Source organism: Streptomyces sp. NPDC005722, assembly GCF_040630935.1.
In the GTDB taxonomy this organism is placed as follows: domain Bacteria; phylum Actinomycetota; class Actinomycetes; order Streptomycetales; family Streptomycetaceae; genus Actinacidiphila.
In genome coordinates this window covers 1-23,879 of record NZ_JBEXYN010000074.1, presented here as the reverse complement: position 1 = coordinate 23,879, position 23,879 = coordinate 1, and the positions used below count along the sequence as shown (strand labels likewise).

22 protein-coding genes, 1 rRNA gene and 2 riboswitches are annotated in these 23,879 nt (G+C 71.8%); of the genes, 16 read left to right on the top strand and 7 right to left on the bottom strand.

From position 1 onward, the window contains the following. The 11 genes from rrf to ABZ479_RS39925 all read left to right on the top strand — a co-directional run. Positions 1-92: ribosomal RNA gene (rrf, locus tag ABZ479_RS39975) — 5S ribosomal RNA — on the top strand; the annotation flags it as partial. Between the two features lie 117 nt (positions 93-209). Continuing rightward, positions 210-818 (top strand): cardiolipin synthase ClsA, encoded by a 609-nt coding sequence (gene clsA / locus ABZ479_RS39970; RefSeq protein WP_499611397.1) that lies wholly within the window; start codon positions 210-212, stop codon positions 816-818. Positions 819-958: 140 nt separating this feature from the next. After that, entirely contained in the window at positions 959-3,454 is a 2,496-nt protein-coding gene (locus ABZ479_RS39965) for a sugar phosphate nucleotidyltransferase (protein ID WP_499611400.1), read from the top strand. 92 nt (positions 3,455-3,546) lie between these two features. Next, positions 3,547-4,488, top strand: coding sequence for a DUF881 domain-containing protein (locus ABZ479_RS39960; protein WP_500466167.1), 942 nt, complete (start codon positions 3,547-3,549; stop codon positions 4,486-4,488). After that, a complete protein-coding gene (locus tag ABZ479_RS39955) occupies positions 4,485-4,817 on the top strand; it encodes a small basic family protein (protein WP_003984969.1) in 333 nt (110 codons plus the stop codon). The genes ABZ479_RS39960 and ABZ479_RS39955 overlap by 4 nt, the downstream gene beginning before the upstream one ends. Before the next feature lie 7 nt (positions 4,818-4,824). Then, positions 4,825-5,754: a DUF881 domain-containing protein gene (locus ABZ479_RS39950; RefSeq protein WP_500466166.1), complete on the top strand. Its 930-nt coding sequence runs from the start codon at positions 4,825-4,827 to the stop codon at positions 5,752-5,754. Positions 5,755-5,865: 111 nt separating this feature from the next. Continuing rightward, positions 5,866-6,687, top strand: coding sequence for an FHA domain-containing protein (locus ABZ479_RS39945; RefSeq protein WP_499611472.1), 822 nt, complete (start codon positions 5,866-5,868; stop codon positions 6,685-6,687). Positions 6,688-6,706: 19 nt separating this feature from the next. Next, the gene (gene ftsR, locus ABZ479_RS39940; RefSeq protein WP_500466165.1) at positions 6,707-7,453 is read left to right on the top strand and encodes a transcriptional regulator FtsR; all 747 of its coding nucleotides are present in this window, start codon (positions 6,707-6,709) and stop codon (positions 7,451-7,453) included. Between the two features lie 88 nt (positions 7,454-7,541). After that, entirely contained in the window at positions 7,542-8,015 is a 474-nt protein-coding gene (locus tag ABZ479_RS39935) for a bifunctional nuclease family protein (protein ID WP_018558705.1), read from the top strand. Positions 8,016-8,206: 191 nt separating this feature from the next. Then, positions 8,207-8,830, top strand: a complete 624-nt coding sequence (locus tag ABZ479_RS39930; RefSeq protein ID WP_500466164.1) for a MerR family transcriptional regulator — start codon at positions 8,207-8,209, stop codon at positions 8,828-8,830. A gap of 81 nt (positions 8,831-8,911) precedes the next feature. Beyond that, positions 8,912-10,369, top strand: coding sequence for a DNA polymerase IV (locus tag ABZ479_RS39925; protein WP_500466163.1), 1,458 nt, complete (start codon positions 8,912-8,914; stop codon positions 10,367-10,369). Here ABZ479_RS39925 and ABZ479_RS39920 read toward each other — a convergent pair. After that, on the bottom strand, positions 10,282-10,662 hold the full coding sequence (locus ABZ479_RS39920; protein ID WP_018558702.1) for a PRC-barrel domain-containing protein: 381 nt from the start codon (positions 10,660-10,662) through the stop codon (positions 10,282-10,284). The genes ABZ479_RS39925 and ABZ479_RS39920 overlap by 88 nt on opposite strands. 101 nt (positions 10,663-10,763) lie before the next feature. Continuing rightward, a riboswitch (glycine riboswitch) is annotated at positions 10,764-10,867 on the top strand. 2 nt (positions 10,868-10,869) lie between these two features. Further along, positions 10,870-10,986: riboswitch (glycine riboswitch) on the top strand. Positions 10,987-11,023: 37 nt separating this feature from the next. Here ABZ479_RS39920 and gcvP point away from each other — a divergent pair. Then, entirely contained in the window at positions 11,024-13,909 is a 2,886-nt protein-coding gene (gene gcvP, locus ABZ479_RS39915; protein WP_500466161.1) for an aminomethyl-transferring glycine dehydrogenase, read from the top strand. Positions 13,910-13,981: 72 nt separating this feature from the next. Here the strand turns inward: gcvP and ABZ479_RS39910 are convergent, their stop codons facing one another. Continuing rightward, positions 13,982-14,188: a DUF5999 family protein gene (locus tag ABZ479_RS39910; protein WP_499611414.1), complete on the bottom strand. Its 207-nt coding sequence runs from the start codon at positions 14,186-14,188 to the stop codon at positions 13,982-13,984. A 248-nt stretch (positions 14,189-14,436) separates the two neighbouring features. Next, on the bottom strand, positions 14,437-15,027 hold the full coding sequence (locus ABZ479_RS39905) for a hypothetical protein (protein WP_499611416.1): 591 nt from the start codon (positions 15,025-15,027) through the stop codon (positions 14,437-14,439). Between the two features lie 561 nt (positions 15,028-15,588). Between ABZ479_RS39905 and ABZ479_RS39900 the strand changes: the two genes are divergently transcribed. Beyond that, entirely contained in the window at positions 15,589-17,085 is a 1,497-nt protein-coding gene (locus ABZ479_RS39900) for a glutamate-cysteine ligase family protein (RefSeq protein ID WP_500466160.1), read from the top strand. A 34-nt stretch (positions 17,086-17,119) separates the two neighbouring features. After that, positions 17,120-17,941 (top strand): CPBP family intramembrane glutamic endopeptidase, encoded by an 822-nt coding sequence (locus tag ABZ479_RS39895; RefSeq protein WP_500466159.1) that lies wholly within the window; start codon positions 17,120-17,122, stop codon positions 17,939-17,941. A 12-nt stretch (positions 17,942-17,953) separates the two neighbouring features. On the opposite strand, the gene ABZ479_RS39890 is transcribed toward ABZ479_RS39895, so the two are convergent. From ABZ479_RS39890 to ABZ479_RS39875, 4 genes are all read right to left on the bottom strand, one after another. Next, complete coding sequence (locus ABZ479_RS39890; RefSeq protein ID WP_500466158.1) at positions 17,954-18,781, bottom strand: PhzF family phenazine biosynthesis protein; 828 nt, start codon at positions 18,779-18,781, stop codon at positions 17,954-17,956. 220 nt (positions 18,782-19,001) lie between these two features. Beyond that, on the bottom strand, positions 19,002-19,592 hold the full coding sequence (locus tag ABZ479_RS39885; RefSeq protein ID WP_500466157.1) for a TetR/AcrR family transcriptional regulator: 591 nt from the start codon (positions 19,590-19,592) through the stop codon (positions 19,002-19,004). Positions 19,593-19,674: 82 nt separating this feature from the next. Beyond that, on the bottom strand, positions 19,675-20,691 hold the full coding sequence (locus ABZ479_RS39880; RefSeq protein WP_500466156.1) for an alcohol dehydrogenase catalytic domain-containing protein: 1,017 nt from the start codon (positions 20,689-20,691) through the stop codon (positions 19,675-19,677). Between the two features lie 394 nt (positions 20,692-21,085). Then, positions 21,086-21,265, bottom strand: a complete 180-nt coding sequence (locus ABZ479_RS39875) for a hypothetical protein (protein WP_500466155.1) — start codon at positions 21,263-21,265, stop codon at positions 21,086-21,088. Positions 21,266-21,481: 216 nt separating this feature from the next. On the opposite strand from ABZ479_RS39875, the gene ABZ479_RS39870 reads away from it, so the two are divergent. Both ABZ479_RS39870 and ABZ479_RS39865 read left to right on the top strand, forming a co-directional pair. Next, the gene (locus ABZ479_RS39870) at positions 21,482-21,847 is read left to right on the top strand and encodes a hypothetical protein (protein ID WP_500466154.1); all 366 of its coding nucleotides are present in this window, start codon (positions 21,482-21,484) and stop codon (positions 21,845-21,847) included. A 124-nt stretch (positions 21,848-21,971) separates the two neighbouring features. Then, entirely contained in the window at positions 21,972-23,657 is a 1,686-nt protein-coding gene (locus ABZ479_RS39865; protein WP_500466153.1) for a cytochrome c biogenesis protein DipZ, read from the top strand. Positions 23,658-23,879 lie beyond the last annotated feature (222 nt).

Here is a 23,879-nt window from a genome sequence, read left to right as displayed (position 1 = left end):
CGCCCGGTTACATTCCGAACCCGGAAGCTAAGCCTTTCAGCGCCGATGGTACTGCAGGGGGGACCCTGTGGGAGAGTAGGACGCCGCCGAACAATCTTTATACGCCCGTCGCCGGAGCCTCTTGAGAGGCCCGGCGGCGGGCTTTTTCATGCCCTGATGTAAGGTCGGGTGGAATCATCGGAGCGTACGTTCAACAGGAGGGGCCCCCGGTGGAGGTCCAGGAGACAAGGGTGCAGACGGATCGCGTCTTCACGATCCCCAACATCCTGAGCATGGCACGGCTGTTGGGCGTGCCCGTGTTCCTGTGGCTCATCCTGTGGCCCGAGTTCGGCGGCCCGAAGGTCGACGGTTGGGCGCTGCTCGTCCTGGCCCTCAGCGGGATCAGCGACTACCTGGACGGGAAGCTCGCACGCCGCTGGAACCAGATCAGCAGCCTCGGCAGGGTGCTCGACCCGGCCGCGGACCGGCTGTACATCGTCTCCACGCTCGTCGGCCTCACGTGGCGCGGGATCCTACCCTGGTGGCTGACGGCCATCCTGGTGGCCAGGGACGCCGTCATGGGCGTGACGATCCTGGTCATGCGCCGGCGCGGCTGGGGTCCGCCGCAGGTCAACTTCATGGGCAAGGCCGCCACCTTCAACCTCATGTACGCCTTCCCCCTGCTGCTGCTGAGCGACGGCGACGGGTGGCTGAACACGCTCGCTGCTATTTTCGGATGGGCGTTCGCCGGATGGGGTACAACGCTGTATTGGTGGGCAGGGATCCTCTACGTGGTCCAGGTCCGCCGACTCGTCAGGGCGGACGCCACGGCCGATTGAGCCCGCGTACCCGGCAGGAGAGCCTCCGGCCGGGTACCCCGCGCGTGACCGGCGGTCCGGGGGACCGCGACGGTCCGCGTGAGAGAGAGCACGGGTGACGTCGGCAAGACAGTCGTCTCTTTGAGGAGGACGCTTCCGACATGAAGGCCGTCGTGATGGCCGGCGGCGAGGGTACGCGCCTTCGCCCGATGACCTCGAGCATGCCCAAGCCGCTGCTGCCGGTCGTGAATCAGCCGATCATGCAGCACGTGCTCAAGCTGCTCAAGCGGCACGGTCTGACCGAGACCGTGGTGACCGTGCAGTTCCTCGCCTCCCTCGTCAAGAACTACTTCGGCGACGGCGAGGAACTCGGCATGGACCTCACCTACGCGAACGAGGAGAAGCCACTCGGCACCGCCGGCAGCGTCAAGAACGCCGAGGACGCACTGAAGGACGATTCATTCCTGGTGATCTCGGGTGACGCCCTGACCGATTTCGACCTCACCGAGCTCATCAACTTCCACAAGGAGAAGGGCGCGCTGGTCACGGTCTGCCTGACCCGGGTGCCCAACCCGCTGGAGTTCGGCATCACCATCGTCGACGAGGAGGGCAAGGTCGAGCGCTTCCTCGAGAAGCCGACCTGGGGCCAGGTCTTCTCGGACACGGTGAACACCGGCATCTACGTGATGGAGCCCGAGGTCTTCGACTACGTCGAGCCCGACGTGTCCGTGGACTGGTCCGGTGACGTCTTCCCGCAGCTGATGAAGGAAGGCAAGCCCATCTACGGCTACATCGCCGAGGGCTACTGGGAGGACGTCGGCACCCACGAGAGCTACATCAAGGCGCAGGCCGACGTGCTCGAGGGCAAGGTCGACGTCGACCTCGAGGGCTTCGAGATCTCGCCCGGCGTCTGGGTCGCCGAGGGCGCCGAGGTGCACCCGGACGCGACGTTGCGCGGTCCCCTCTACGTCGGTGACTACGCCAAGGTCGAGGCCGGGGCCGAACTGCGCGAACACACGGTGATCGGCTCCAACGTCGTCGTGAAGTCCGGCGCCTTCCTGCACAAGGCCGTCGTCCACGACAACGTCTACATCGGGCCCCAGACCAACCTCCGCGGCTGCGTCATCGGCAAGAACACCGACGTGATGCGCGCGGCGCGGATCGACGACGGCGCGGTCATCGGCGACGAGTGCCTGATCGGCGAGGAGTCGATCATCGCGGGCGACGTCCGGGTGTACCCGTTCAAGACCATCGAGGCCGGCGCGTTCGTCAACACCTCGGTGATCTGGGAGTCCAGGGGCCAGGCGAACCTCTTCGGCGCGCGGGGTGTCTCCGGCATCCTGAACGTGGAGATCACCCCGGAGCTCGCCGTGCGCCTCGCCGGCGCGTACGCGACCACGCTCAAGAAGGGCGCCACCGTCACCACCGCCCGTGACCACTCCCGTGGTGCGCGGGCGCTCAAGCGCGCGGTGATCTCGGCGCTGCAGGCCAGCGCGATCGACGTCCGCGACTTGGAGAACGTGCCGATGCCCGTGGCGCGGCAGCAGACCGCGCGCGGCAGCGCCGGCGGCATCATGATCCGGACGAGTCCCGGCATCCCCGACTCCGTCGACATCATGTTCTTCGACGAGCGCGGCGCCGACCTGTCGGCGGCCGGTCAGCGCAAGCTGGACCGGGTCTTCGCGCGCCAGGAGTACCGGCGTGCGTTCCCCGGTGAGATCGGCGACCTGAACTTCCCGGCGAGCGTCTTCGACTCCTACACCGGCGCGCTGCTGCGGGCCGTGGACACCTCGGGCATCGCCGAGTCCGGGCTGAAGGTCGTGGTCGACGCCGCTAACGGCAGCGCGGGCCTGGTCCTGCCGAGCCTGCTCGGCCGGCTCGGGGTGGACTCGCTGACGATCAACCCCGGTCTCAACGAGGCCCGGCCGACCGAGACCGCCGACAGCCGGCGCGCCGGCCTGGTGCGGCTCGGGGAGATCGTCGCGTCCTCGCGGGCCGCCTTCGGCGTCCGCTTCGACCCGGTAGGCGAGCGACTGTCGCTGGTGGACGAGCGCGGCAAGATCATCGAGGACGACCGGGCCCTGCTGGTCCTGCTCGACCTGGTCGCCGCCGAGCGCCGCAGCGGCCGGGTGGCGCTCCCCGTGACGACGACCCGCATCGCCGAGCAGGTCGCGGCGTACCACGGCACGCAGGTGGAGTGGACGACGACCTCCCCCGACGACCTCACCCGGGTCGGCCGGCAGGACACCACCATCTTCGGCGGGGACGGCAAGGGCGGCATCATCATCCCGGAGTTCAGCAGCGTCTTCGACGGCGCCGCGGCCTTCGTGCGGCTGATCGGCCTGGTGGCCCGTACGCAGCTCACCCTGAGCCAGATCGACGCCCGCATCCCCCGCGCCCACGTCCTCAAGCGGGACCTGGCGACGCCGTGGGCGGTCAAGGGCCTGGTCATGCGCCGGGTGGTCGAGGAGGCCGGGGACCGCAACGTCGACACCACCGACGGCGTGCGTGTGGTCGAGGCGGACGGCCGCTGGGTGATGGTGCTGCCCGACCCGGCCGAGGCGGTCACGCACCTGTGGGCGGAGGGCCCGGACGACGCCTCCGCACAGGCACTGCTCGACGAGTGGTCGGGGATCGTGGACAGCGCGGGCCGCTGACGCGATCGTCTACGGTCGACGGGCTCCTCCCGACGCGATGAACGGCGCGTCGGGAGGGGCCCGTTCGAGGTCGGCGGCGGGGACGTGCGACGATGTGCGGCATGCCGCAGCAGCACCCCGATCGGAGCAGCGCCCCTGGGAGGGCCGTGACCCGGCGCCCGGACGCCTCCATGTCGCTGCTGACCAACGTCATGGAGCACAGCCTCGACGACGGGTACGCCGAGGCCGCCGCCCGCCGGGGCGCGACCGGTACGTCCCGTCTGCCCGGAACGCTGCGGGGCCGCCTGGTGCTCGCGCTGGGCCTGGTGCTGGCCGCCGTGGTGGTCACCATAGGCGCGGCGCAGACGCAGGTGGCGGCCCCCACGCTGGCCAAGGAGCGGCAGAAGCTCATCGACCGCATCGAGTCCGAGACGCGCACCGCGGACGATCTGCAGAAGAGCGTGGACGAACTGCGCGACGACGTGGCGGCCAGGCAGCGCCAGGCGCTCAAGGCCCAGGACGGCGACGCGGAGCGCGTGGCGCTGCTCGCCGGGGCCACGCCCGTCACGGGACCGGGGATCCGGCTGGAGGTCGACGACGCCAAGGAGGCCTCCTCGGGCGGCGGCAACGACCCGCGCACGACGAGTGACTTCTCCGACACCGGCCGTGTCCGCGACCGGGACATGCAGCGCGTCGTCAACGGGCTCTGGGCGTCGGGGGCGGAGGCCATCTCCATCAACGGGCAGCGGCTGACCTCGCTGTCGGCCATCCGTGCCGCGGGTGACGCCATACTGGTCGACAACCGGCCGCTGGTACCGCCCTACACGGTCCTTGCGATCGGGGACCCGCAGAAGCTGAGCACGTCCTTCTGGGACAGTGCGGACGGGCAGTATCTGCACGTCCTGCAGGAGAACTACGGGATCCGTACGCGCGTCTCCGAGAAGGAGAGGCTGGAACTGCCCGCGGCTCCTAGCCTGATCATCCGCTCCGCGACCCCGGTCCCGTCGACCGGGCCGTCGCCGGGCGCATCCGGAAATGGGAAGGGTACGCATTGATCGCCGTACTGGGCCTGATCGTTGGAGTGGTGGTGGGCCTGGTGGTCCGCCCCGTCGTGCCGACGGTGGTCGAGCCCTACCTCCCGATCGCCGTGGTCGCCGCGCTCGACGCCGTCTTCGGCGGTCTGCGGGCCATGCTCGACGGGATCTTCGACGACAAGGTCTTCGTGGTCTCCTTCCTGTCCAACGTCGTCGTGGCCGCGCTGATCGTCTTCCTGGGCGACAAGCTTGGCGTGGGTGCGCAGCTCTCCACGGGTGTGGTCGTCGTCCTCGGCATCCGCATCTTCTCCAACGCCGCGGCGATCCGCCGCCATGTCTTCCGGGCGTGACAGCACGATGAGCGACGAGAACGACCAGACCCCGGAGCGCCCGGGCGCTCCGGAAGGGCCCGAGGAGCCGCGCAGGCCCGCGGAGCCCTTCCGGCCGCAGCGCCCGGAGCTGCCCGCCGCCGCCCCGATGCCGCCGGCCGGGCCGGCGCCGGAGCGGCCCTCCGCGCCGGTCCGGCAGCAACAGCCGCGGGAACTCGAGGCGTCGGCGCCCACCGCGACGGGCCGGCAGCGGCTCAAGGCCGGGCTGTGGCCGCCGCGGGTGTCCCGGGCCCAGCTGATCGTCGCCCTGCTGCTGTTCGTGCTCGGTCTCGGCCTGGCCATCCAGGTCCGCTCGACCAGTGACACCAGCGCGTTGCGCGGTGCCCGCCAGGAGGACCTGGTGCGCATCCTGGACGAGCTGGACAACCGCTCGCAGCGGCTGGGCGACGAACGCCGGCGCCTGGAGGAGCAGCGCACGGAGCTGGAGAACAGCTCCGACCAGGCCGAGGAGGCCCGCAAGCAGACCGAGCAGAAGGCCGAGCAGCTCGGGGTGCTGGCCGGCACCGTCGCCGTCGAGGGTCCCGGGATCACCCTGACCATCGAGGACCCCGAGGACGCGGTCGAGGCCGACATGCTGCTCGACGCGCTCCAGGAGCTGCGCGCCGCGGGCGCGGAGGCGATCCAGATCAACGACGTGCGGGTCGTGGCCGACACGTACTTCACCCAGGGTTCGGGCGGCGGTGTGCAGATCGACGGGCACAAGGTGAACGCGCCCTACCGCTTCAAGGTCATCGGCAATCCACAGGATCTTGAACCCGCCCTGAACATCCCGGGCGGCGTGGTACAGACTTTGGAGAAGGAGCAGGCCACAGCGGACGTGGCGCGATCGGAGAAGATCGTTGTCGACGCCTTGCGGCCGTCGGAGCAGCCTGACTACGCTCAGTCGTCGACCCGGTGATGCGGGGGCGAGTGGGGTATGCGGGGGAGAGCAGGAGAATGCGGGGGGTCGCCGCACCGTTGGGGTGGTGCGTGAGAGAAACTGTGTGTTCGTCGTGACTGAGGGTTCGTCCTGCCCCACGGGCGGGTCTGTGTCGTTCAAGGGGAATCGCCCGTGAAGTTGTTCGGTAAGTGGTTCGGCAAGAGTTCGCGTCCGGCTGGTGACAGCCCCACGGCGCGTCACCGCGCGCCGCGGCACGCGCAGGGGGAGGGACCGGGCGAGGAGCGCCCGCTGTTCCGTGACGAGACCGCTGCTCCGGGCGGTGACATTTCGGGCGGTCCTGGTGCGGTTTCTGTTGACCCTGCGGCTGCGGGGCGCATAGGTTTCCAGCAACCATCAGCCTCTAGCACGGGTGGAGGGTCCTTGCCGGTCTGTACGCGGTGCGGGTTCCAGAACGCGGAAGCGAGCCGCTTCTGCTCCAACTGCGGCGCGCCGCTGCGTGCCGGGGTGCCGTCCGAGCGTGCCTCCGAGACGACGTCCACGATCTCCATCTCGGGGATCGAGGCGTACGAGGCCGAGGCGACGGGACAGACCACGCTGCCGGCGCTGTCCCCGGAGGCCCAGGCCGCCGTCGACGCGCTGCCCCCGGGCTCCGCGCTGCTGGTGGTGCGCCGGGGTCCCAACTCGGGGAGCCGCTTCCTCCTGGACGGTGAGCTCACGACGGCCGGCCGTCATCCGGAGAGCGACATCTTCCTGGACGACGTCACCGTCTCTCGGCGTCACGTGGAGTTCCGGCGTCAGCAGGACGGTTCCTTCACGGTCGCCGACGTCGGCAGCCTCAACGGCACCTACGTCAACCGCGAGCGGATCGACTCGGTGACCCTGTCCAGTGGCGACGAGGTACAGATCGGCAAGTACCGACTGGTCTTCTACGCGAGCCAGTGGGGCGCCTGACCCCCGCGAGGGAAGGTTCATGCTTCGTACACCGTCGGGCGGTGCCGGCAACGGCACCGCCACCGCGGACGACCGGATGCTGAGCATCGGAGCGGTGCTCAACGAGTTGCGGGAGGAGTTCCCCGAGGTCACCATCTCCAAGATCCGCTTCCTGGAGGCGGAGGGGCTGGTGGAGCCGCAGCGCACCCCGTCGGGGTACCGGAAGTTCACCGTCCGGGACGTGGAACGGCTCGGGCACGTCCTGCGCATGCAGCGCGACCACTATCTTCCGCTCAAAGTGATCCGCGAGCACCTCGACGCCCTCGACCGGGGCGAGCCGCTGCCGCTGCCCGCCCCGGCCTCCAGTGAGGCCCGGGAGCTGATCGAGGTCGGTCCGGTGGAGCGGGAGGCACCCGCGGCGCTGCGCATCGGCCGGGAGGAGCTGCTGGCCGCCACGGGCGCCGAAGCGGGCGAACTCGCCCAGTGGGAGGCGTACGGGCTGGTGGAGACCGGTCCTGACGGCGACTACGACGCCGAAACGGTGAACATCGCCAAGATCGTGGCCGATCTGGGCCGTTTCGGGCTCGAACCGCGCCATCTGCGCGCGGTGAAGGCCGCCGCCGATCGTGAGGCCGGCCTGGTGGAGCAGGTGGTCGCGCCGCTGCGCAGGCACCGCAATCCGCAGACCAGGACGCACGCGGAGGCCACGGCGCGGGAGCTGGCGGCGCTGTCGGTACGGCTGCACGCGGCACTGGTGCAGTCCGCGCTCAGGGTGCGGCTCTTCTGAGCCGACGTGGCCAGGACACGCCCGGTCGGCGGCCGGCCGGGCCCGTCCCGACTACCCAAACCGGCCGGGCACGGCCTAGGGTTGCTGTGTGAACGAGCTCGACGTCGTGGGTGTCCGGGTCGAAATGCCCTCCAACCAGCCGATTGTGCTCCTGCGGGAAGTGGGAGGCGACCGCTACCTGCCCATCTGGATCGGGCCGGGGGAGGCCACCGCCATCGCCTTCGCGCAACAGGGCATGACGCCCGCGCGGCCGCTGACCCATGATCTGTTCAAGGACGTGCTCGAGGCCGTCGGCCAGACGCTGACCGAGGTCCGGATCACCGACCTGCGCGACGGCGTCTTCTACGCCGAGCTGGTGTTCGCCAGCGGCGTGGAGGTGAGCGCGCGTCCCTCGGATGCCATAGCGCTCGCGTTGCGCACCGGAACCCCGATCTACGGGAGCGACGGTGTGCTGGACGACGCCGGCATCGCCATTCCCGACGAGCAGGAGGACGAGGTCGAGAAGTTCCGCGAGTTCCTCGACCAGATCTCGCCCGAGGACTTCGGCACCAGCAGCCAGTGAGGCCCGCCCTGGCCATTCGTGCAGCCTTACCCCCGGTATGGACACGGGAAACCACCTCTGGGGTTGATATCACTCGGCGTGCCGAGCGTGGCGATCGTTGACGCACCCGGAGTGACTGCCTACCGTCGAGAAGGAAAGTCCCGATGGCACGTGCGCGTGCCCTGAGGGGTGCGAAGGGACGGGAGGTCGGCGTGAGAAGCACCGGCGACGGTACGGCCTTCGGCGGCCCGTATCCGATGCGCGGGGCCTTGGCCCGCAACGCCGCGACGCCCCCCGGAGGGGGTTCGGGCGACACCTCGGGACAACCGCCGGAGGGGGCGGGCGAGACGGTCGGCTACCGCGGGCCCACCGCCTGCGCGGCGACCGGCATCACCTACCGGCAGCTGGACTACTGGGCGCGGACCGGGCTCGTTGAGCCCAGCATCCGGCCCGCGTACGGCTCGGGGACGCAGCGGCTGTACAGCTTCCGGGACGTCGTGGTCCTCAAGATCGTCAAGCGGCTGCTCGACACGGGCGTGTCCCTCCAGAACATCCGCACGGCCGTGCAGCACCTGCGGTCCAGCGCGCCCGCGGAACTCACCCGGATGACGCTGATGAGCGACGGCGCGACGGTGTACGAGTGCACCTCCCCGGACGAGGTCGTCGACCTCCTCAAGGGCGGTCAGGGGATCTTCGGGATCGCCGTGGGCGTGGTGTGGCGGGACGTCGAGGCCGCCCTGTCCCAACTGCACTCCGAGCGGGTCGACACCGGGGAGACCCTGGTCGGCCACAACCCGGGTGACGAGCTGGCCCGGCGCCGCAACCGCGCGGGCTGACCGGCCGGAACCGGCCGCGCCCACCCGTCCGCCGTACACGTGTACGGCGGATGTCGGACCTGTGGTGCACCATCGGTGACTGTGAGAAGCGCGCCGGTCATCCTCCATCTGGACATGGACGCGTTCTTCGCCGCCGTCGAGCAGGCCGCGAAGCCGAGTCTGCGGGGGAAGCCGGTCATCGTGGGGGGCGTGGGGCTGCGCGGGGTGGTGGCGACCGCGTCGTACGAGGCCCGTGTGTACGGGGTGCACTCGGCGATGGCGATGGCGCACGCCCGGCGGCTGTGCCCGAACGCGGCCTACCTCATGCCGCGCTTCGCCGTCTACCGGCAGATCAGCGACGTCGTCATGGAACTGCTGTCGCGACTGTCGCCGCTGGTCGAGCCGCTGAGCCTGGACGAGGCCTTCGTCGACCTGGAGGCGGGCGGCATCGCGGACGACCCGCGCGCGGTGGGGGAGCGGCTGCGGGCGGACATCAAGGCGGCGACGGGGCTCACGGGCTCGGTGGGGCTCGCGGGCTCCAAGCTGCTGGCCAAGATCGCCTCGGAGCAGGCCAAGCCGGACGGGCTGGTCGTCATCGAGCCCGGTACCGAGCGGGAACTGCTCGCCCCCATGCAGGTGCGCACGCTCCCCGGCGTGGGTCCCGCGACCGCCGAGCACCTGCGGCGTGCGGGCATCGTCACGGTCGGCGAGGTGGTGGAGGCGGGCGAGGCCGAGCTGGTCCGGCTGCTCGGCAAGGCGCACGGCGCCCATGTGCACGGGATGGCCCTGGGCATCGACGAGCGCCCCGTGGTCGCCGACCGCGAGAGCAAGTCGATCTCGGTCGAGGACACCTTCGACGTCGACCTCACCGACCGGGTGCGCGTCCGGCTGGAGGTGGACCGGCTGGCCGACCGCTGCGTGCGCCGGCTGCGCTCCGCGGGCCGCTCGGGCCGCACGGTGGTGCTGAAGGTGCGGCGGTACGACTTCACGACGCTGACCCGTTCGGAGACCCTGCGCGCCCCCACCGACGACCTGTCGGTGGTCCGGGAGACCGCGGCGAGGCTGTTGGAGGCCGTCGACATCACGGGCGGCGTCCGGTTGCTGGGGGTCGGTGTCGCGGGGCTCGCCGACTTCACGCAGGAGGACCTGTTTGCCCAGGCGGCGGAGCGGGAGGAGGAGGCGGCGGGCGGCCAGGAGGCGGGCCCGTCCGAGGGGGCGCCGGAGCGGCCCGCGGAGGAAGTCCGGGAGCCGGCGCCGGAGGAGCGGCGCTGGGTGCCGGGCCAGGACGTACGGCACCGCGAGTACGGCGCGGGGTGGGTGCAGGGCAGTGGGGTCGGCAGGGTCACCGTCCGCTTCGAGGAGCCGGGCTCGATGGTGCCGGGGCGGGTGCGCACCTTCGCGGTGACGGACCCGGAGCTGGAACCGTCCGAGCCGCTCCCCCTGGTGTTACCGGGCCCGCGGGCGCTCCCGCGTCAGCTGTCGCCGGCCAGCGTGCCGAAGTCGCGGTCCGGCGGGGGCTCCGGCACCGGGCCGGACAGCGAGGGCCCGCTCATGCCGTAGTGGTGGTAGAGCTGGAGCTCCTGCTCGGGCGAGAGGTGCCGGCCCACTCCGAAGTCCGGGGCGTCCTTGATCAGCGCCTTGTCGAACGGCACGCGCAGCTCTTCCCCGGTGAACTCGCTCGGCTCCAGCGGCACGAACGCGTCGCGGCTGAAGAGACCGGTGCGCACCGCGGCCCATTCGGGCTCCCCGGTGGCGTCGTCGAGGTACACCTCGTCGACCGTGCCGATCTTCATCCCGTTGCGGTCGAAGGCCCTGCGCCCGATGAGGCTGCGCGGATCGATACCGGTCTGCACGGTCCCTCCAACTGGTCGCGATTAATCCTATTTAGGCACGAAAGGTGGCGGCTGTCACATGACCCGTCACCGGACCGCGCTGGTACGCTGACAGCGGCTGCTGACCCCTTGCGGGAGAGTCCTGGCACGCGGGGAACCGCCCGCCGGGCGCCGAAGGAGCAAACCCTCCCCGGAATCTCTCAGGCATCCGTACCGCATGGGTGAGGTCACTCTGGAAAGCAGGAAAGGGCGGCACGCACCGTGCGCGGCCACTTCCTCACCGACGGTGAAAGCCGTCCCGGCACGTGCGGGACGGTGAAGCTCTCAGGTTCAGATGACAGAGGGGGAGGCCGTGTCGCGCCAGACCAGGAGGCCTCCGCTGATGACCGCCAACCGCATCCCACTCTCCGAGCTGGAGCGCGGCATCCCCTTCGAGCAGCGTCACGTCGGGCCCGACGCCGGTGCGCAGGCCAAGATGCTCGCGCAGGTCGGCTACGGCTCGCTGGACGAGCTGACCGCCGCCGCCGTCCCGGACACCATCAAGAGCGCCGAGGCGCTCGGTCTGTCCGGCGCCCGCACCGAGCCCGAGGTGCTCGCCGAGCTGCGCTCGCTCGCCGACCGCAACCAGGTACTGCGGCCGATGATCGGCCTCGGCTACCACGGCACCTTCACCCCGCCGGTCATCCTGCGCAACGTCATGGAGAACCCCGCCTGGTACACGGCGTACACGCCCTACCAGCCGGAGATCTCGCAGGGCCGCCTGGAGGCCCTGCTGAACTTCCAGACGGTCGTCGCCGACCTCACCGGGCTGCCCACCTCGGGCGCCTCGCTGCTCGACGAGGGCACCGCGGCCGCCGAGGCGATGGCCCTGTCCCGCCGGGTCGGCAAGGTCAAGGACGGCGTCTTCCTGATCGACGCGGAAACCTTCCCGCAGACCGTCGCCGTGATCGAGACCCGCGCGGAGCCCACCGGCGTCGAGGTCGTCGTCGCCGACCTCGCCGACGGCATCCCGGCGGAGATCGCCGAGCGCGGTGTCTTCGGCGTGCTGCTGCAGTACCCGGGTGCCTCCGGTGCCGTGCGCGACCTCAAGCCGGTCATCGAGCAGGCCCACGGGCTCGGCGCGATCGTCACCGTCGCCGCCGACCTGCTGGCCCTGACCGTGCTGACCTCCCCCGGCGAGCTCGGCGCCGACATCGCCGTCGGCACCACCCAGCGCTTCGGCGTGCCCATGGGCTTCGGCGGCCCGCACGCCGGCTACATGGCCGTCCGCGACACGCACGCCCGCAGCCTGCCCGGCCGCCTGGTCGGCGTCTCCGTCGACGCCGACGGCGACAGGGCCTACCGCCTGGCGCTGCAGACCCGCGAGCAGCACATCCGCCGCGAGAAGGCCACCAGCAACATCTGCACCGCGCAGGTGCTGCTCGCCGTCATGGCCGGCATGTACGCGGTCCACCACGGCCCCGACGGCCTGGCGCAGATCGCCCGCCGCACCCACCGCTACGCCGCGGTCCTCGCCGCCGGGCTGCGCGCCGGCGGCGTCGAGGTGACCACGGACGCCTTCTTCGACACCGTCACCGCGCGTGTGCCCGGCCGGGCCGCCGAGGTCGTGGCCGCCGCCCGCGAGGCCGGGGTCAACCTGCGCCAGGTCGACGCCGACCTGGTTGGCATCGCTTGCGACGAGACCACCGGCCGTGCCGACCTCGCCGCCGTGTGGGGCGCCTTCGGCGTCAGCGGCGACGTCGAGGCCCTGGACGCGGCCACCGAGGACGCGCTGCCCGCGGGCCTTGAGCGCGAGGTGGACTACCTGACCCACCCGGTCTTCCACCAGCACCGCTCCGAGACCGCGATGCTGCGCTACCTGCGCCGCCTCGCCGACCGCGACTACGCGCTGGACCGCGGCATGATCCCGCTGGGCTCCTGCACCATGAAGCTCAACGCGACCACCGAGATGGAGCCGGTCACCTGGCCCGAGTTCGGCCAGCTGCACCCCTTCGCGCCCGCCGAGCAGGCCGAGGGCTACCTGACGCTCATCCACGAGCTGGAGGACCGCCTCGCCGAGGTCACCGGCTACGACAAGGTCAGCCTGCAGCCGAACGCCGGTTCCCAGGGCGAGCTGGCCGGCCTGCTGGCCGTCCGCGCCTACCACCGGGCCAACGGCGACGGGCAGCGCACGGTCTGCCTCATCCCGTCCTCCGCGCACGGCACGAACGCCGCCAGCGCGGTGATGGCCGGCATGAAGGTCGTCGTCGTGAAGACCGCCGGCGACGGCGAGGTCGACGTCGAGGACCTGCGCGCCAAGATCGAGCAGTACCGCGACGAGCTCGCCGTGCTCATGGTCACCTACCCCTCCACGCACGGTGTCTTCGAGGAGCACATCGGCGACATCTGCGCCGCGGTGCACGACGCGGGCGGCCAGGTCTACGTGGACGGCGCCAACCTCAACGCCCTGGTGGGTCTGGCGAAGCCGGGCCACTTCGGCGGTGACGTGTCGCACCTGAACCTGCACAAGACCTTCTGCATCCCGCACGGCGGCGGTGGCCCCGGCGTCGGTCCGGTCGCGGTCCGCGCCCACCTCGCCCCGTACCTGCCCAACCACCCGCTCCAGCCGGCCGCGGGCCCGGAGACGGGCGTCGGCCCGATCTCGGCCGCGCCGTGGGGTTCGGCCGGCATCCTGCCCATCTCCTGGGCGTACGTGCGCCTCATGGGCGGCGAGGGCCTCAAGCGCGCCACCCAGGTCGCGGTGCTCAGCGCGAACTACATCGCCAAGCGCCTGGAGCCGCACTTCCCGGTGCTCTACACCGGCCCGGGCGGGCTCGTCGCGCACGAGTGCATCATCGACCTGCGTCCGCTGACCAAGGAGACGGGCGTGACGGTCGACGACGTCGCCAAGCGCCTGATCGACTACGGATTCCACGCGCCGACGATGTCGTTCCCGGTGGCCGGGACGCTGATGATCGAGCCGACGGAGAGCGAGAACCTCGCGGAGCTGGACCGCTTCTGCGACACGATGATCGCGATCCGCGGCGAGATCGAGCGGGTCGGCTCGGGGGAGTGGCCCAAGGAGGACAACCCGCTGCGCAACGCCCCGCACACGGCGGCGGCCCTGGGCGGCGACTGGGAGCACCCGTACTCCCGTGAGGAGGCGGTCTTCCCCGCCGGTGTGTCGGCCGCGGACAAGTACTGGCCGCCGGTCCGCCGCATCGACGGCGCCTTCGGCGACCGCAACCTCGTCTGCTCCTGCCCGCCGCTGGACGAGTACGACGCGTAAGGGCGCTTGACACCGCTCAAGGGTCGGCCCCGCTGCTCCAGCGGGGTCGGCCCTTTGTCGTTCCCGGCCCGGTCACGCCGCCGTGACGATGTGCCCGCTGCCGAGCGGACGGTGCGGGGCGATGATCCGCCCGTCGGGGAGGAGCTCACCGGTGTCCTCGAAGAGGAGGACGCCGTTGCACAGCAGGCTCCAGCCCTGCTCGGGGTGGCTGGCCGTGATGTGGGCGGCCTCGCGGTCGGGGCTGCCGGCGGACGGGCACTGCGGCTGGTGCGGGCACATGGACGACGTCTTTCGCTGCGAGTGGTGTGAAGTACGGCTGCCTTGGGTAGGAACCTCAGTCATGCCGCTCCCCCGTTCAGTCGGTCGGTCCCAGTGTTGCTCTACTGAGGGATTTCCGCAGGGATTTCGCGTGAGCTGTCCTCGTTAGTTGGGGACGCATTCACTCTCGCGGGCGGTTGCCCGGACAAAGCAACGCCTCCGTGACCGGACGGTCACGGAGGCGTGCGAGGTCGCCCCAGCCGCGAGCCTCAGGCGGTGGTGCCGAGCAGGGGTGGCGGAGCCAGCCGCAGGGTCAGCACCGGTACCAGGTCCGAGAGCCGGTGCATGCGGTGTGCGGCGATCCCCGGCGGCGCCGGCGCCAGCGGGATCAGCAGGTCGGAGTGGGCCGGCTGGGCCGAGCCCGCGTCGGCCGAGAGGTCCCCGTGCAGCCACAGCGTCAGCATGTAGAGCCCCGGTACCGAGAGCAGGTGCGGCTGGTAGGGGGTGGTGAGCGCGTCGGCCTGGCGCAACGCGCGCTCGGTCGACGCGAGGTACGGGCCCTCGCAGAAGTGCGAGAACGCCCAGCCGTCCGGGGTGTCGACGGTCTCGCCCGCGGCGGCCACCTTCTCGCCCGCCCGGATGTGGAAGCGCCAGCCGGTCAGCCGCGCCCGGGGCAGTCCTCCCGGTTCGGTGATCACGGGGTCGAGGACGTGCAGGGGGAGAGGGTGCTCGGCGACCAGTGGCCCCGTGGCGTTGCGCAGCGAGGGGGTGCGGGCCTCGCGGACGGCGGTGGGGGAACTCAGGGCGGCGAGAACGCTCCGCAGGGCGGGAGCGGGGGCTGGGGCTACCTGCAGCGGCATGGTGGGCGGCCTCTCATGAGGAGACACGGGGGGTGTTCGGCGGGGTGCGGACAGCGCTGTCAGCGGTGGAGCTGATGGAACTGCGGCGGCAGGCCGGGACAGCCCGGATCCCCGGGGCGCGTGGGGGCGGCGACGTACGGAATCAGCATGGGCATGCGGATCCCTTCCCGTGGCCGGAAGCGTCGCGGGCGCGCGGCGGGTCGCGGAAGCTCTGCCTGTGAACGAAGGATATACGAGGAGTGTTCGCGCAGTGTTTCATCTAGCCGTCAGTGATATTACGGGCAAGGCGGTTCCCGGTCACCCTGGACAGGTAATAGCTCCCCGATTGGACCGTCGCCGACGTCGTGAACTGCGCTTTCCGCGTTACTGCGGATGGCTGAATCTCGTCGGTGTTTTTCACGAGAGGGCCACCGTCGGCATGTGAATTCCGTACATGCCCCCGGAATGTGCCGCGAGACGGTGCTCGTGGCCAGCTTAGCGGTTCGGGGGCGGCGCCGGGGGCCTTATCGATCTCAGGGCTGGGCATGATGTGATCACGGCCCACTCGAGGAAGGACCTCCGATGGGGGAAAAGGTCGCGGCCACGGGGTTCGACCTGGCCGACCGCCAGCGGTACCGACGGAAGCTGAAGCAGTGCCTGCTGGGGTTGGAGCGACTGCTGGAGGAGAAGAGGTTCGACCGTCCCCGCAATCTGATGGGGCTGGAGATCGAACTGAATCTCACCGACCGCGACGGGCTGCCGCGCATGATGAACGAGGAGGTCCTCGAGCGCATCGCGAGCCGTGATTTCCAGACCGAGCTGGCGCAGTTCAACATTGAAGTGAACATCGCCCCGCACCGGCTTTCCGGCCGGGTCCTCGACCGGCTCGCCGAAGAGTTGCGCATGGGCCTGGGATATGCCGAGAGAAAGGCCCGCGAGGTCGGCGCCCGCATCGTGATGGTGGGAATCCTGCCCACCCTCGGCGCCCAGGACCTGGTCGGTGCCAACCTCTCCCGCGTCGACCGCTACATGCTGCTGAACGACCGCATCCTGGCCGCCCGCGGCGAGGACATCACCCTGGACATCTCCGGCGTGGAGCGGCTGACCTGCGTCTCCGGCTCGATCGCCCCCGAGGCCGCGTGCACCTCGATGCAGATGCACCTCCAGGTCACCCCCGCGCGCTTCGCCGCGGTCTGGAACGCCGCACAGGTGGTGGCCGGCCCCCAGGTCGCGATGGGCGCCAACTCCCCGTTCCTGTTCGGCCGCGAACTGTGGCGGGAGACCCGTCCCACGCTCTTCCAGCAGGCCACCGACACCCGCCCCGAGGAGCACCGGGCCCAGGGCGTACGCCCGCTGACCTGGTTCGGCGAGCGCTGGATCGACTCGGCGTACGACCTGTTCGCCGAGAACGTGCGCTACTTCCCGTCCCTGCTGCCCATCTGCGAGGACGAGGACCCGCTGCACGTCCTCGACGAGGGCGGGGTGCCGCAGCTGAAGGAACTCACGCTGCACAACGGCACGATCTACCGCTGGAACCGGCCGGTGTACGCCGTCGTCGACGGGGTGCCCCACCTGCGGGTGGAGAACCGGGTGATGCCCGCCGGGCCCACCGTCGCCGACGTGCTCGCCAACACCGCCTTCTACTACGGGCTCGTGCGCTCCCTCGCCGAGGCCTCGCGCCCGGTGTGGGGCCGGCTGCCGTTCGCGGCCGCCGCGGCCAACTTCGACGCCGCGTGCCGGCACGGCGTCGACGCCGTCCTCACCTGGCCCCGGCAGGGCCGCGGCAGCGGGCTCGTGGAGGTCGGGGCCGTCGAACTCGTGCTGGACGAGCTGCTGCCGATGGCGTCCGCGGGACTGGACGCCTGGGGGATCGACCCGGTGGACCGGGACCACTACCTCGGCATCATCGAGGGCCGCTGCCGCACCCGCATGAACGGCGCCGAGTGGCAGGCCGTCGCCTTCCACCAGGAGCTGGACCGCGGACTGGACCGGCAGCGGGCTCTGGCCGCGATGACCCTGCGCTACTGCGAGCTGATGCACACCGGCGCCCCCGTGCACGAGTGGCCGCTGGAACGCTGAGCCGCCGCCCGTGCCGCCGGGCGGATGAGGCAGGATGGCGCGGGTGGAGGCATCAGTCAACAGCAATCCGGTGGAGCCCGGCGGGTCGGGGGCGGTGGAGCGGCTCGGCCCGCGCACCCTGCGCAGTGAGACCCTCCTGGTGCTCGCCCTGTCGCTCGGGGCCAGCGCGCTCTCGGCGCTGATCAGCTTCATCGGCTCGGTGACCAGGCCCGGGGGCCTCAAGGACCAGGCGGCCACCCTCGTGGGCTCGCACGCCCCGGGCCGGCCGTGGCTCGACCTGGCCTGGCAACTGTTCGGCGTCGCCACCGCGCTCGTCCCGGTCGCGCTCGTGGCCCACCTGCTGGCCCGTGAGGGGACGGGCATGCCGGCCATCGGGTTCGACCTGCGCCGCCCGCGGACCGACCTGCTGCGCGGCGCCGCCCTGGCCGCGGCCATCGGCGGCACCGGGCTGCTGTTCTACCTGGGTGCGCGCGCCTCCGGGTTCAACCTCACGGTGGTGCCGGAGTCGCTGCCCGACGTCTGGTGGAAGATCCCCGTGCTGATCGCCTCCGCGATCCAGAACGCGGTGCTCGAGGAGGTCGTCGTCGTCGGCTACCTGCTGCGCAGGCTCGGCCAGTTGGGCTGGACACCGGTCGGCGCGCTGGTGGCCAGCAGCGCGCTGCGCGGCTCGTACCACCTCTACCAGGGCATCGGCGGGCTCATCGGCAACATGGCGATGGGCGTCGTCTTCGTGTTGCTCTACCGGCGCTGGGGCCGGGTGGGGCCGCTGGTGGCGGCCCACGCGCTCATCGACATCGTGGCCTTCGTGGGCTACGCGCTGCTCGCCGGCAAGGTGGGGTGGCTGCCGACCGCCTGAGGTCCGTACGGCTCAGGGGTGGGCGTGCAGTTCGCCGTCGATCACGGTGACGGCACGGCCGCTCAGCCGTACCCGGTCGCCGCTGAGCACCGTGCGCACCAGGCCGGAACGTGCGGAGGCCTGCAGCCCGGTGAGTTCGTCGCGGCCCAGGCGGCGCGACCAGAACGGCGCCAGGGCGGTGTGGGCGCTGCCGGTGACCGGGTCCTCGTCGATGCCGACGGCCGGGAAGAAGCCGCGTGAGACGAAGTCGTAGCCGGTCATCGCCGGGGACTCGGCCGCCGCGGTCACGATGAGTCCGCGCTTGGAGGGCAGCGCGGCGACGGCGGCGATGTCGGGGGCGAGCGCCCGGACCGTCTTCTCGTCGACCAGTTCCACCAGCAGGTCGCCCACGTCGTCACCGGTCTCGTGCACCGACAGCACGTCGGCCCCGATCGCGGCGGAGATCTCGCCCGTGACCACGGCCGAGGTCAGCGGGGCGACCGGGAAGTCCATGGTGATGGTGCCGTCGTCGGCGGCGGTCGTGGTGAGGACGCCGCAGCGGGCGCTGAACCGCACCGGGCCGCGGGCGGCGCCCGTGCCGTGCAGGACGTGCGCGGTGGCGAGGGTGGCGTGCCCGCACATGTTCACCTCGGCCCTGGGGGTGAACCAGCGCAGGGCCCAGTCCGCGTCCTGGGCGGCGGGCGTGGGATGGGCGAACGCGGTCTCGGAGAGGTTGACCTCCGCGGCCACCCGCTGGAGCCAGCCGTCCTCGGGGAAGCTGTCCGTGTCCAGCAGCAGCACGCCCGCGGGGTTGCCGGCGAAGGGGCGGTCGGTGAAGGCGTCGACGATACGGATCCGCATGTCGCGAGCGTACGGAGGTGCGTGCGCGGGCGGCCAGGGCCAATCGGGGGGTTGTGGCCCGCGGCGCGGACGCCGCGACCGCCCCCGCGCACCAACCGGGTTCAGGGCGGCCCCACTTGGGCCCGCACGGCCGGCGCCCCGCGGTTCGCGGACGGGCGGGGACGCGGACGGGACGGTGCCGGGCGCCGTGGAGCGCGCGGCACCGTCCCGTCGTCACGCGTCAGGACGCGGCCGCCGGGGGTGCGAGCAGTGTCCCGAAGACCATGGCGAAGAAGTCCTCGAAGGCCTCGCCCGACCGGCCGGAGCGGGCGGCGATCAGCGTGCCCTCCCAGGCGTTCAGCGCGAACCGGGCCGTCCGCTCGACGTCGAGGTCCGCCCGCAGGTCGCCGGCCCGCTGTGCTTCGGCGAGCGTGCCGGAGATCAACGACGCCCAGTGGCCGAGCGACACGCGGACGCCCTCGCGGAGCGTCTCGCTGTGGTCGGCGATCTCGGTGCCGAAGTTGCCGAACATGCAGCCGCGGGTGAAGCCCGCGTCGACGGTCTCGTCGCGCAGGAGCTCGAAGTGCGCGCGCAGCCGGGCCAGTGGCGGGGTGCCGGGTTCCGTCAGCTCGTGCAACCGGCGGCCCGCGCCGTAGCGGTCGAGCGCGACGAGGGCCAGCGACTCCTTGCTGTCGAAGTGGTTGTAGAACGACCCCTTCGGCACTCCGGCCGCGTCCGTGATGTCCTTCACGCCCGCGGCGTTGTACCCCTTCGCGTGGAACTGCGCGACCGCCGCGTCGACGATCGCCTCGCGCATGCTCTGCCGGGCCATGACACCACCTTTTCCGCACCGCAATATGGCCGGTCGTCTCCCTGCTGTCCAAAATACACCCGGCAGGGCACGGCCCTCCGGGTCAGGCGGCGGCGTCCAGTACGACCCGGAAGCGGGCCTCGCCGGACATCATGCGTGCGTACGCCTCGGGCGCGCGCGACAACGGCATCGTCTCGATCATCGGGCGGATGCCGGAGCGCGAGCTGAAGTCGAGGTTGTCCTCGTTGTCGATCGCGGACCCGGTCAGGACGCCGCTGATGGCGCGCGAACCGAAGATCAGGTCGGGCGTGGTCACGGAGATCGGTTCCATGGAGGCGCCCACCACGACCATGTGCCCGCGCGGGGCGAGCCCGGGGACCAGCGGGGTCATCGACGTGCCGCTCGTCGCCGTGGCGACGACGGCGTCCGCGCCGCCCAGCTTGCGGAGCTCCTCCCCGGGGTCCGACGCCGAGCTGTCGATGTAGTGGCTCGCGCCGAGTTCGAGGGCGAGCCGCTCCTTCTCCTGGCCGCGGGCGACAGCCGCGACGCGGTAGCCGAGCCGGGCGGCGTACTGCAGGCCGAGGTGGCCGAGGCCGCCGATGCCCTGGACCGCCACGAGCCCGCCGGGGCGGACGTCCAGCCGGCGCAGGGCGCTGAACATGGTGAGGCCGGCGCAGAGCAGCGGGGCGGCGAGGGCGGGGGAGAGCTCGTCGGGCACCCGGACCAGGCCGCTGCCGCGGGCGATCAGCACCTCGGCGTAACCGCCGTCGGTGGTGGTGCCGACCTGGGACTGGTCGGTGCAGTTGACGAAGTCGCCGCGACGGCAAGGCGTGCACTCGCCGCAGTGGCCGCCCAGGAAGCCCACGCCGACCCGGTCGCCGACGCTCCAGGTGGTCACGCCCTCGCCGACGGCGTCGATGACGCCGACGACTTCGTGACCGGGGACGACCGGCCGCGAGGGGTCGGCCCGCAGGCCCTCCACGGCGAGCGCGTCGGTGTGGCAGACACCGCAGCTCTCCACCCTCAGCCGGACGTGCCCGGCGGGCGGGGCGACGACCTCGCGGGTGACGAGCTCGAAGGTGCGGGCGCCTGTGACCTCGAATGCGCGGTACGTGGACATGTTTCTCCTGACGGGTCGACCGGTGGGGGTGGGGGGCGGCCAGGTCGGTGCGCCACGGGGGCGGCGGCGCCCGGCCGCGACGCAGGCCGCGCACCTCGCGCCGGAGCGAGGGGCGGCCTGCGTCCAAACCAATATGACCGGTCGTCTCAAACGCGTCAAGCGCCGCCGTCCGTGAGGTCGGCGGAGTTCCGGACGGGACGGCGCCGGCCCGCCCCGACGGTGGTCGAGGCGGGCCGGCGTGGTGTGGCGGGTCGGGGCGGGTGCTCAGACGACCTGCGCGAAACAGGCGACGCTCACGGCAGCCGCGAGCACCATCAGGGACGCCGCCAGGAGCGGCTTGGGGATGCGCATGGGGAACCTCCGTCTTCCCGGCCGGTGCGGCGGCCGGCCGGTCTCACAGGCAGTAGCGGACGAGCCACTCGTCGGCGGCGTAGACGTTCCTGGCCGGGTCGGGTGCCGTGACCTGGCTCTCCTGGATCATCTGCTCCGGCCGGACGCGCTCCGGCAGCTTGCCGAAGCGGGCCTTGCGCGCCGCCGCGGCGGCGTCGGGGGTCTTCTGTTGCGTGGGCGGCATCGCGTCGTCTCCTCCGCGGGCAGGGTGTTCGTTCTCCTTGACGATGTCCCCTCGAGTGTTACCTGTCAAGGGGGTGATTCGTCTCACTGCTGGAGGGGTGTGAGGCATACGTCACCTGTTTGACAGGTGACGGCACCTCTGTCAGGGTCGTCACCATCCCGACGGGTGATGGCTGGTCCGGGATCAGCGCGGATGACGCGAGAGAGAGGGACCGATGTGACCGAGACGAACCGCACCGCGGTCGTCACCGCCACCGGAGGGGGGCGCAGCGAAGGCAGCGCGGCGTCCGCCGACGGGCCCCTCGACCTCACACCAACCCCCGGGCACCTGCTCGCTGCCGACCGGGTCTCCTGCATCCTGAACGCGGTGGGCATCACGGCCGCACGGCGCACGGTGCGCGTGCGGGGCGTGGCCGCCGTCGCCGGGGTCGCCCGCCACAAACGGCAGGGGCAGGGGGAGTACGGCCTGAGCGCCGTGCTCCGCCTCGAGGCCGCCGGTGAACTCGGCGTCGGCGCCCACCGGATCCGCCCCCGCTCCACGGCGCTCGCCATCCCGGCGACCGTCGGGGCCACCGCCGCCTGAGGCCGTTGCCCGTCGCCGCCCGGCGCGGCGGCACCGTTCGTCCGCGCCGGCCGGACCCCCGGGTCCCGGCACGCGCCGTTCCCCAGGGGTAGGTCGTCCCCGACCGCCCCGTCCGGAGGTCCTCTTGCTCACGCTGCTGCTCATCGGGCTGGTCGGCGGCTTCGTCACCGCCGTCTCCCCGTGCGTGCTCCCCGTCCTGCCCCTGGTCTTCCTCTCGGGCGGGGTCCCGGCCTCCCGGCAGGGAGCGGAACCGGCGCGCCGGGGCCGGCCGTACGCCGTGATGGCCGGACTGGTCGTCAGCTTCAGCCTCATCACGCTGTTCGGCACCCTCGTGCTCGGCGCCCTGCCGGTGCCGCCGGACATCCTGCGCTGGGCGGGCCTCGGGGTGCTGCTCCTGCTCGGGCTGGCCATGATGTTCCCGGCCGTGCAGGACCTGCTGGAGCGCCCGTTCGCGAGGATCGGGCAGCGGCGCGTCGGGGGCGGGCGCGGTGGTTTCCTCCTGGGACTCGTGCTCGGGACGGTGTACGTGCCCTGCGCGGGTCCCGTGCTGGCCGCGATCGCCGTCGCCGGCGCCACCCACCGGATCGGCCCGGGGACGGTCGTGCTCGCCGTCGCCTTCGCGGTCGGCACGGCGGTGCCGCTGCTCTTCTTCGCGCTGGCCGGCCGGCGGGTGGGCGAGCGGGTGCGCGCGTTCCGCGAGCGGCAGCGCGGGGTGCGGTTCGCCGCCGGACTGACCTTCGTCGCGCTCGCCTTCGGTCTGACCTTCAACCTCACCGACGTCGTGCAGCGTGCCGTCCCCGACTACACCTCCCGCGTCAACGACGCGATCGCCGGCCCCGGGCTCCCCGGCGGGCACGGTTCCTCCGGTTCACGGGACCTGGCCTCCTGCGCGGCGGAACCCGCGGCCGTCCTCCTGGACTGCGGTGCGGCACCGGAGATATCCGGGATCCAGCAGTGGCTCAACACCCCGCGGGACGCGCCGCTCACGAAGGGGGCGCTGGCCGGCAAGGTCGTCCTCGTCGACTTCTGGGCCTACTCCTGCATCAACTGCCAGCGCGCCATCGAGCACGTCGACGCCTGGTACGAGAACTACCGCTCCGACGGCCTCGTGGTGATCGGCGTGCACACCCCCGAGTACGCCTTCGAGCGCGACCCCGGCAACGTCGCGGCGGGTGCGCGGCGGCTCGGCGTGGAGTACCCGGTGGCCCTGGACAACGCGTACGAGACCTGGGAGAACTTCGGCAACCAGGCCTGGCCCACGCAGTACCTGATCGACGCCCGCGGGAGGGTCAGGCACGTCGCCGTCGGCGAGGGCGGTTACGGCGGAACCGAGTCGCTGATCCGGCGACTGCTCGCCGACGCCCGTCCCGGCGCCGCGCTGCCGCCCCCCACGGACGTGCCCGACGGCACCCCGACCGACCGGAGGCAGACCCCCGAGATCCCGCTGGGGGCGGGCCGCAGCGCCGCCGTGGTGAACGGGCCCGTGACGACGGGGAGCGGTGAGTTCGCCCGTCCGCAGGGGCTCCTTCCCGGCCAGGCCGCCCTGACCGGGACGTGGAGGGCCGGCGAGGAGGCGGTCACCAGCGGGCGGGACGCCGGGATCACGCTCGACTTCTTCGCCCGCGACGTCTACCTCGACGTCGGCGGCACCGGAACCGTCACCGCGACCCTGGACGGGCGGACGAGCACCTTCTCCGTCTCCGGCGCCCCGGGCATCCGCCGTGTGGTGAGCGGGGGGTCGTCCCGCCAGGGCGTCCTGGAGCTCAGGCTCTCGCCCGGGCTCAGCGCCTACTCGTTCACCTTCGGCTGACCCCAGGCCGTGTCGTCACATGCGAGCTCATTTGACGACACGACCTAGCTAGGCCGCTGACCGGCCGTACCGGCCCGGCGCCCCCGCCCCCGTCCGCACCGTGTCCGGACGGCTCGGCGAGGTACGCAGCCAGACCCTCTTCACCTACCTGCACCTGGCCGCGTCCCGCGAGTGCACCGACGCGCTGCTGGAGTCCGGCACCACCGCGATCGCCTACGAGAC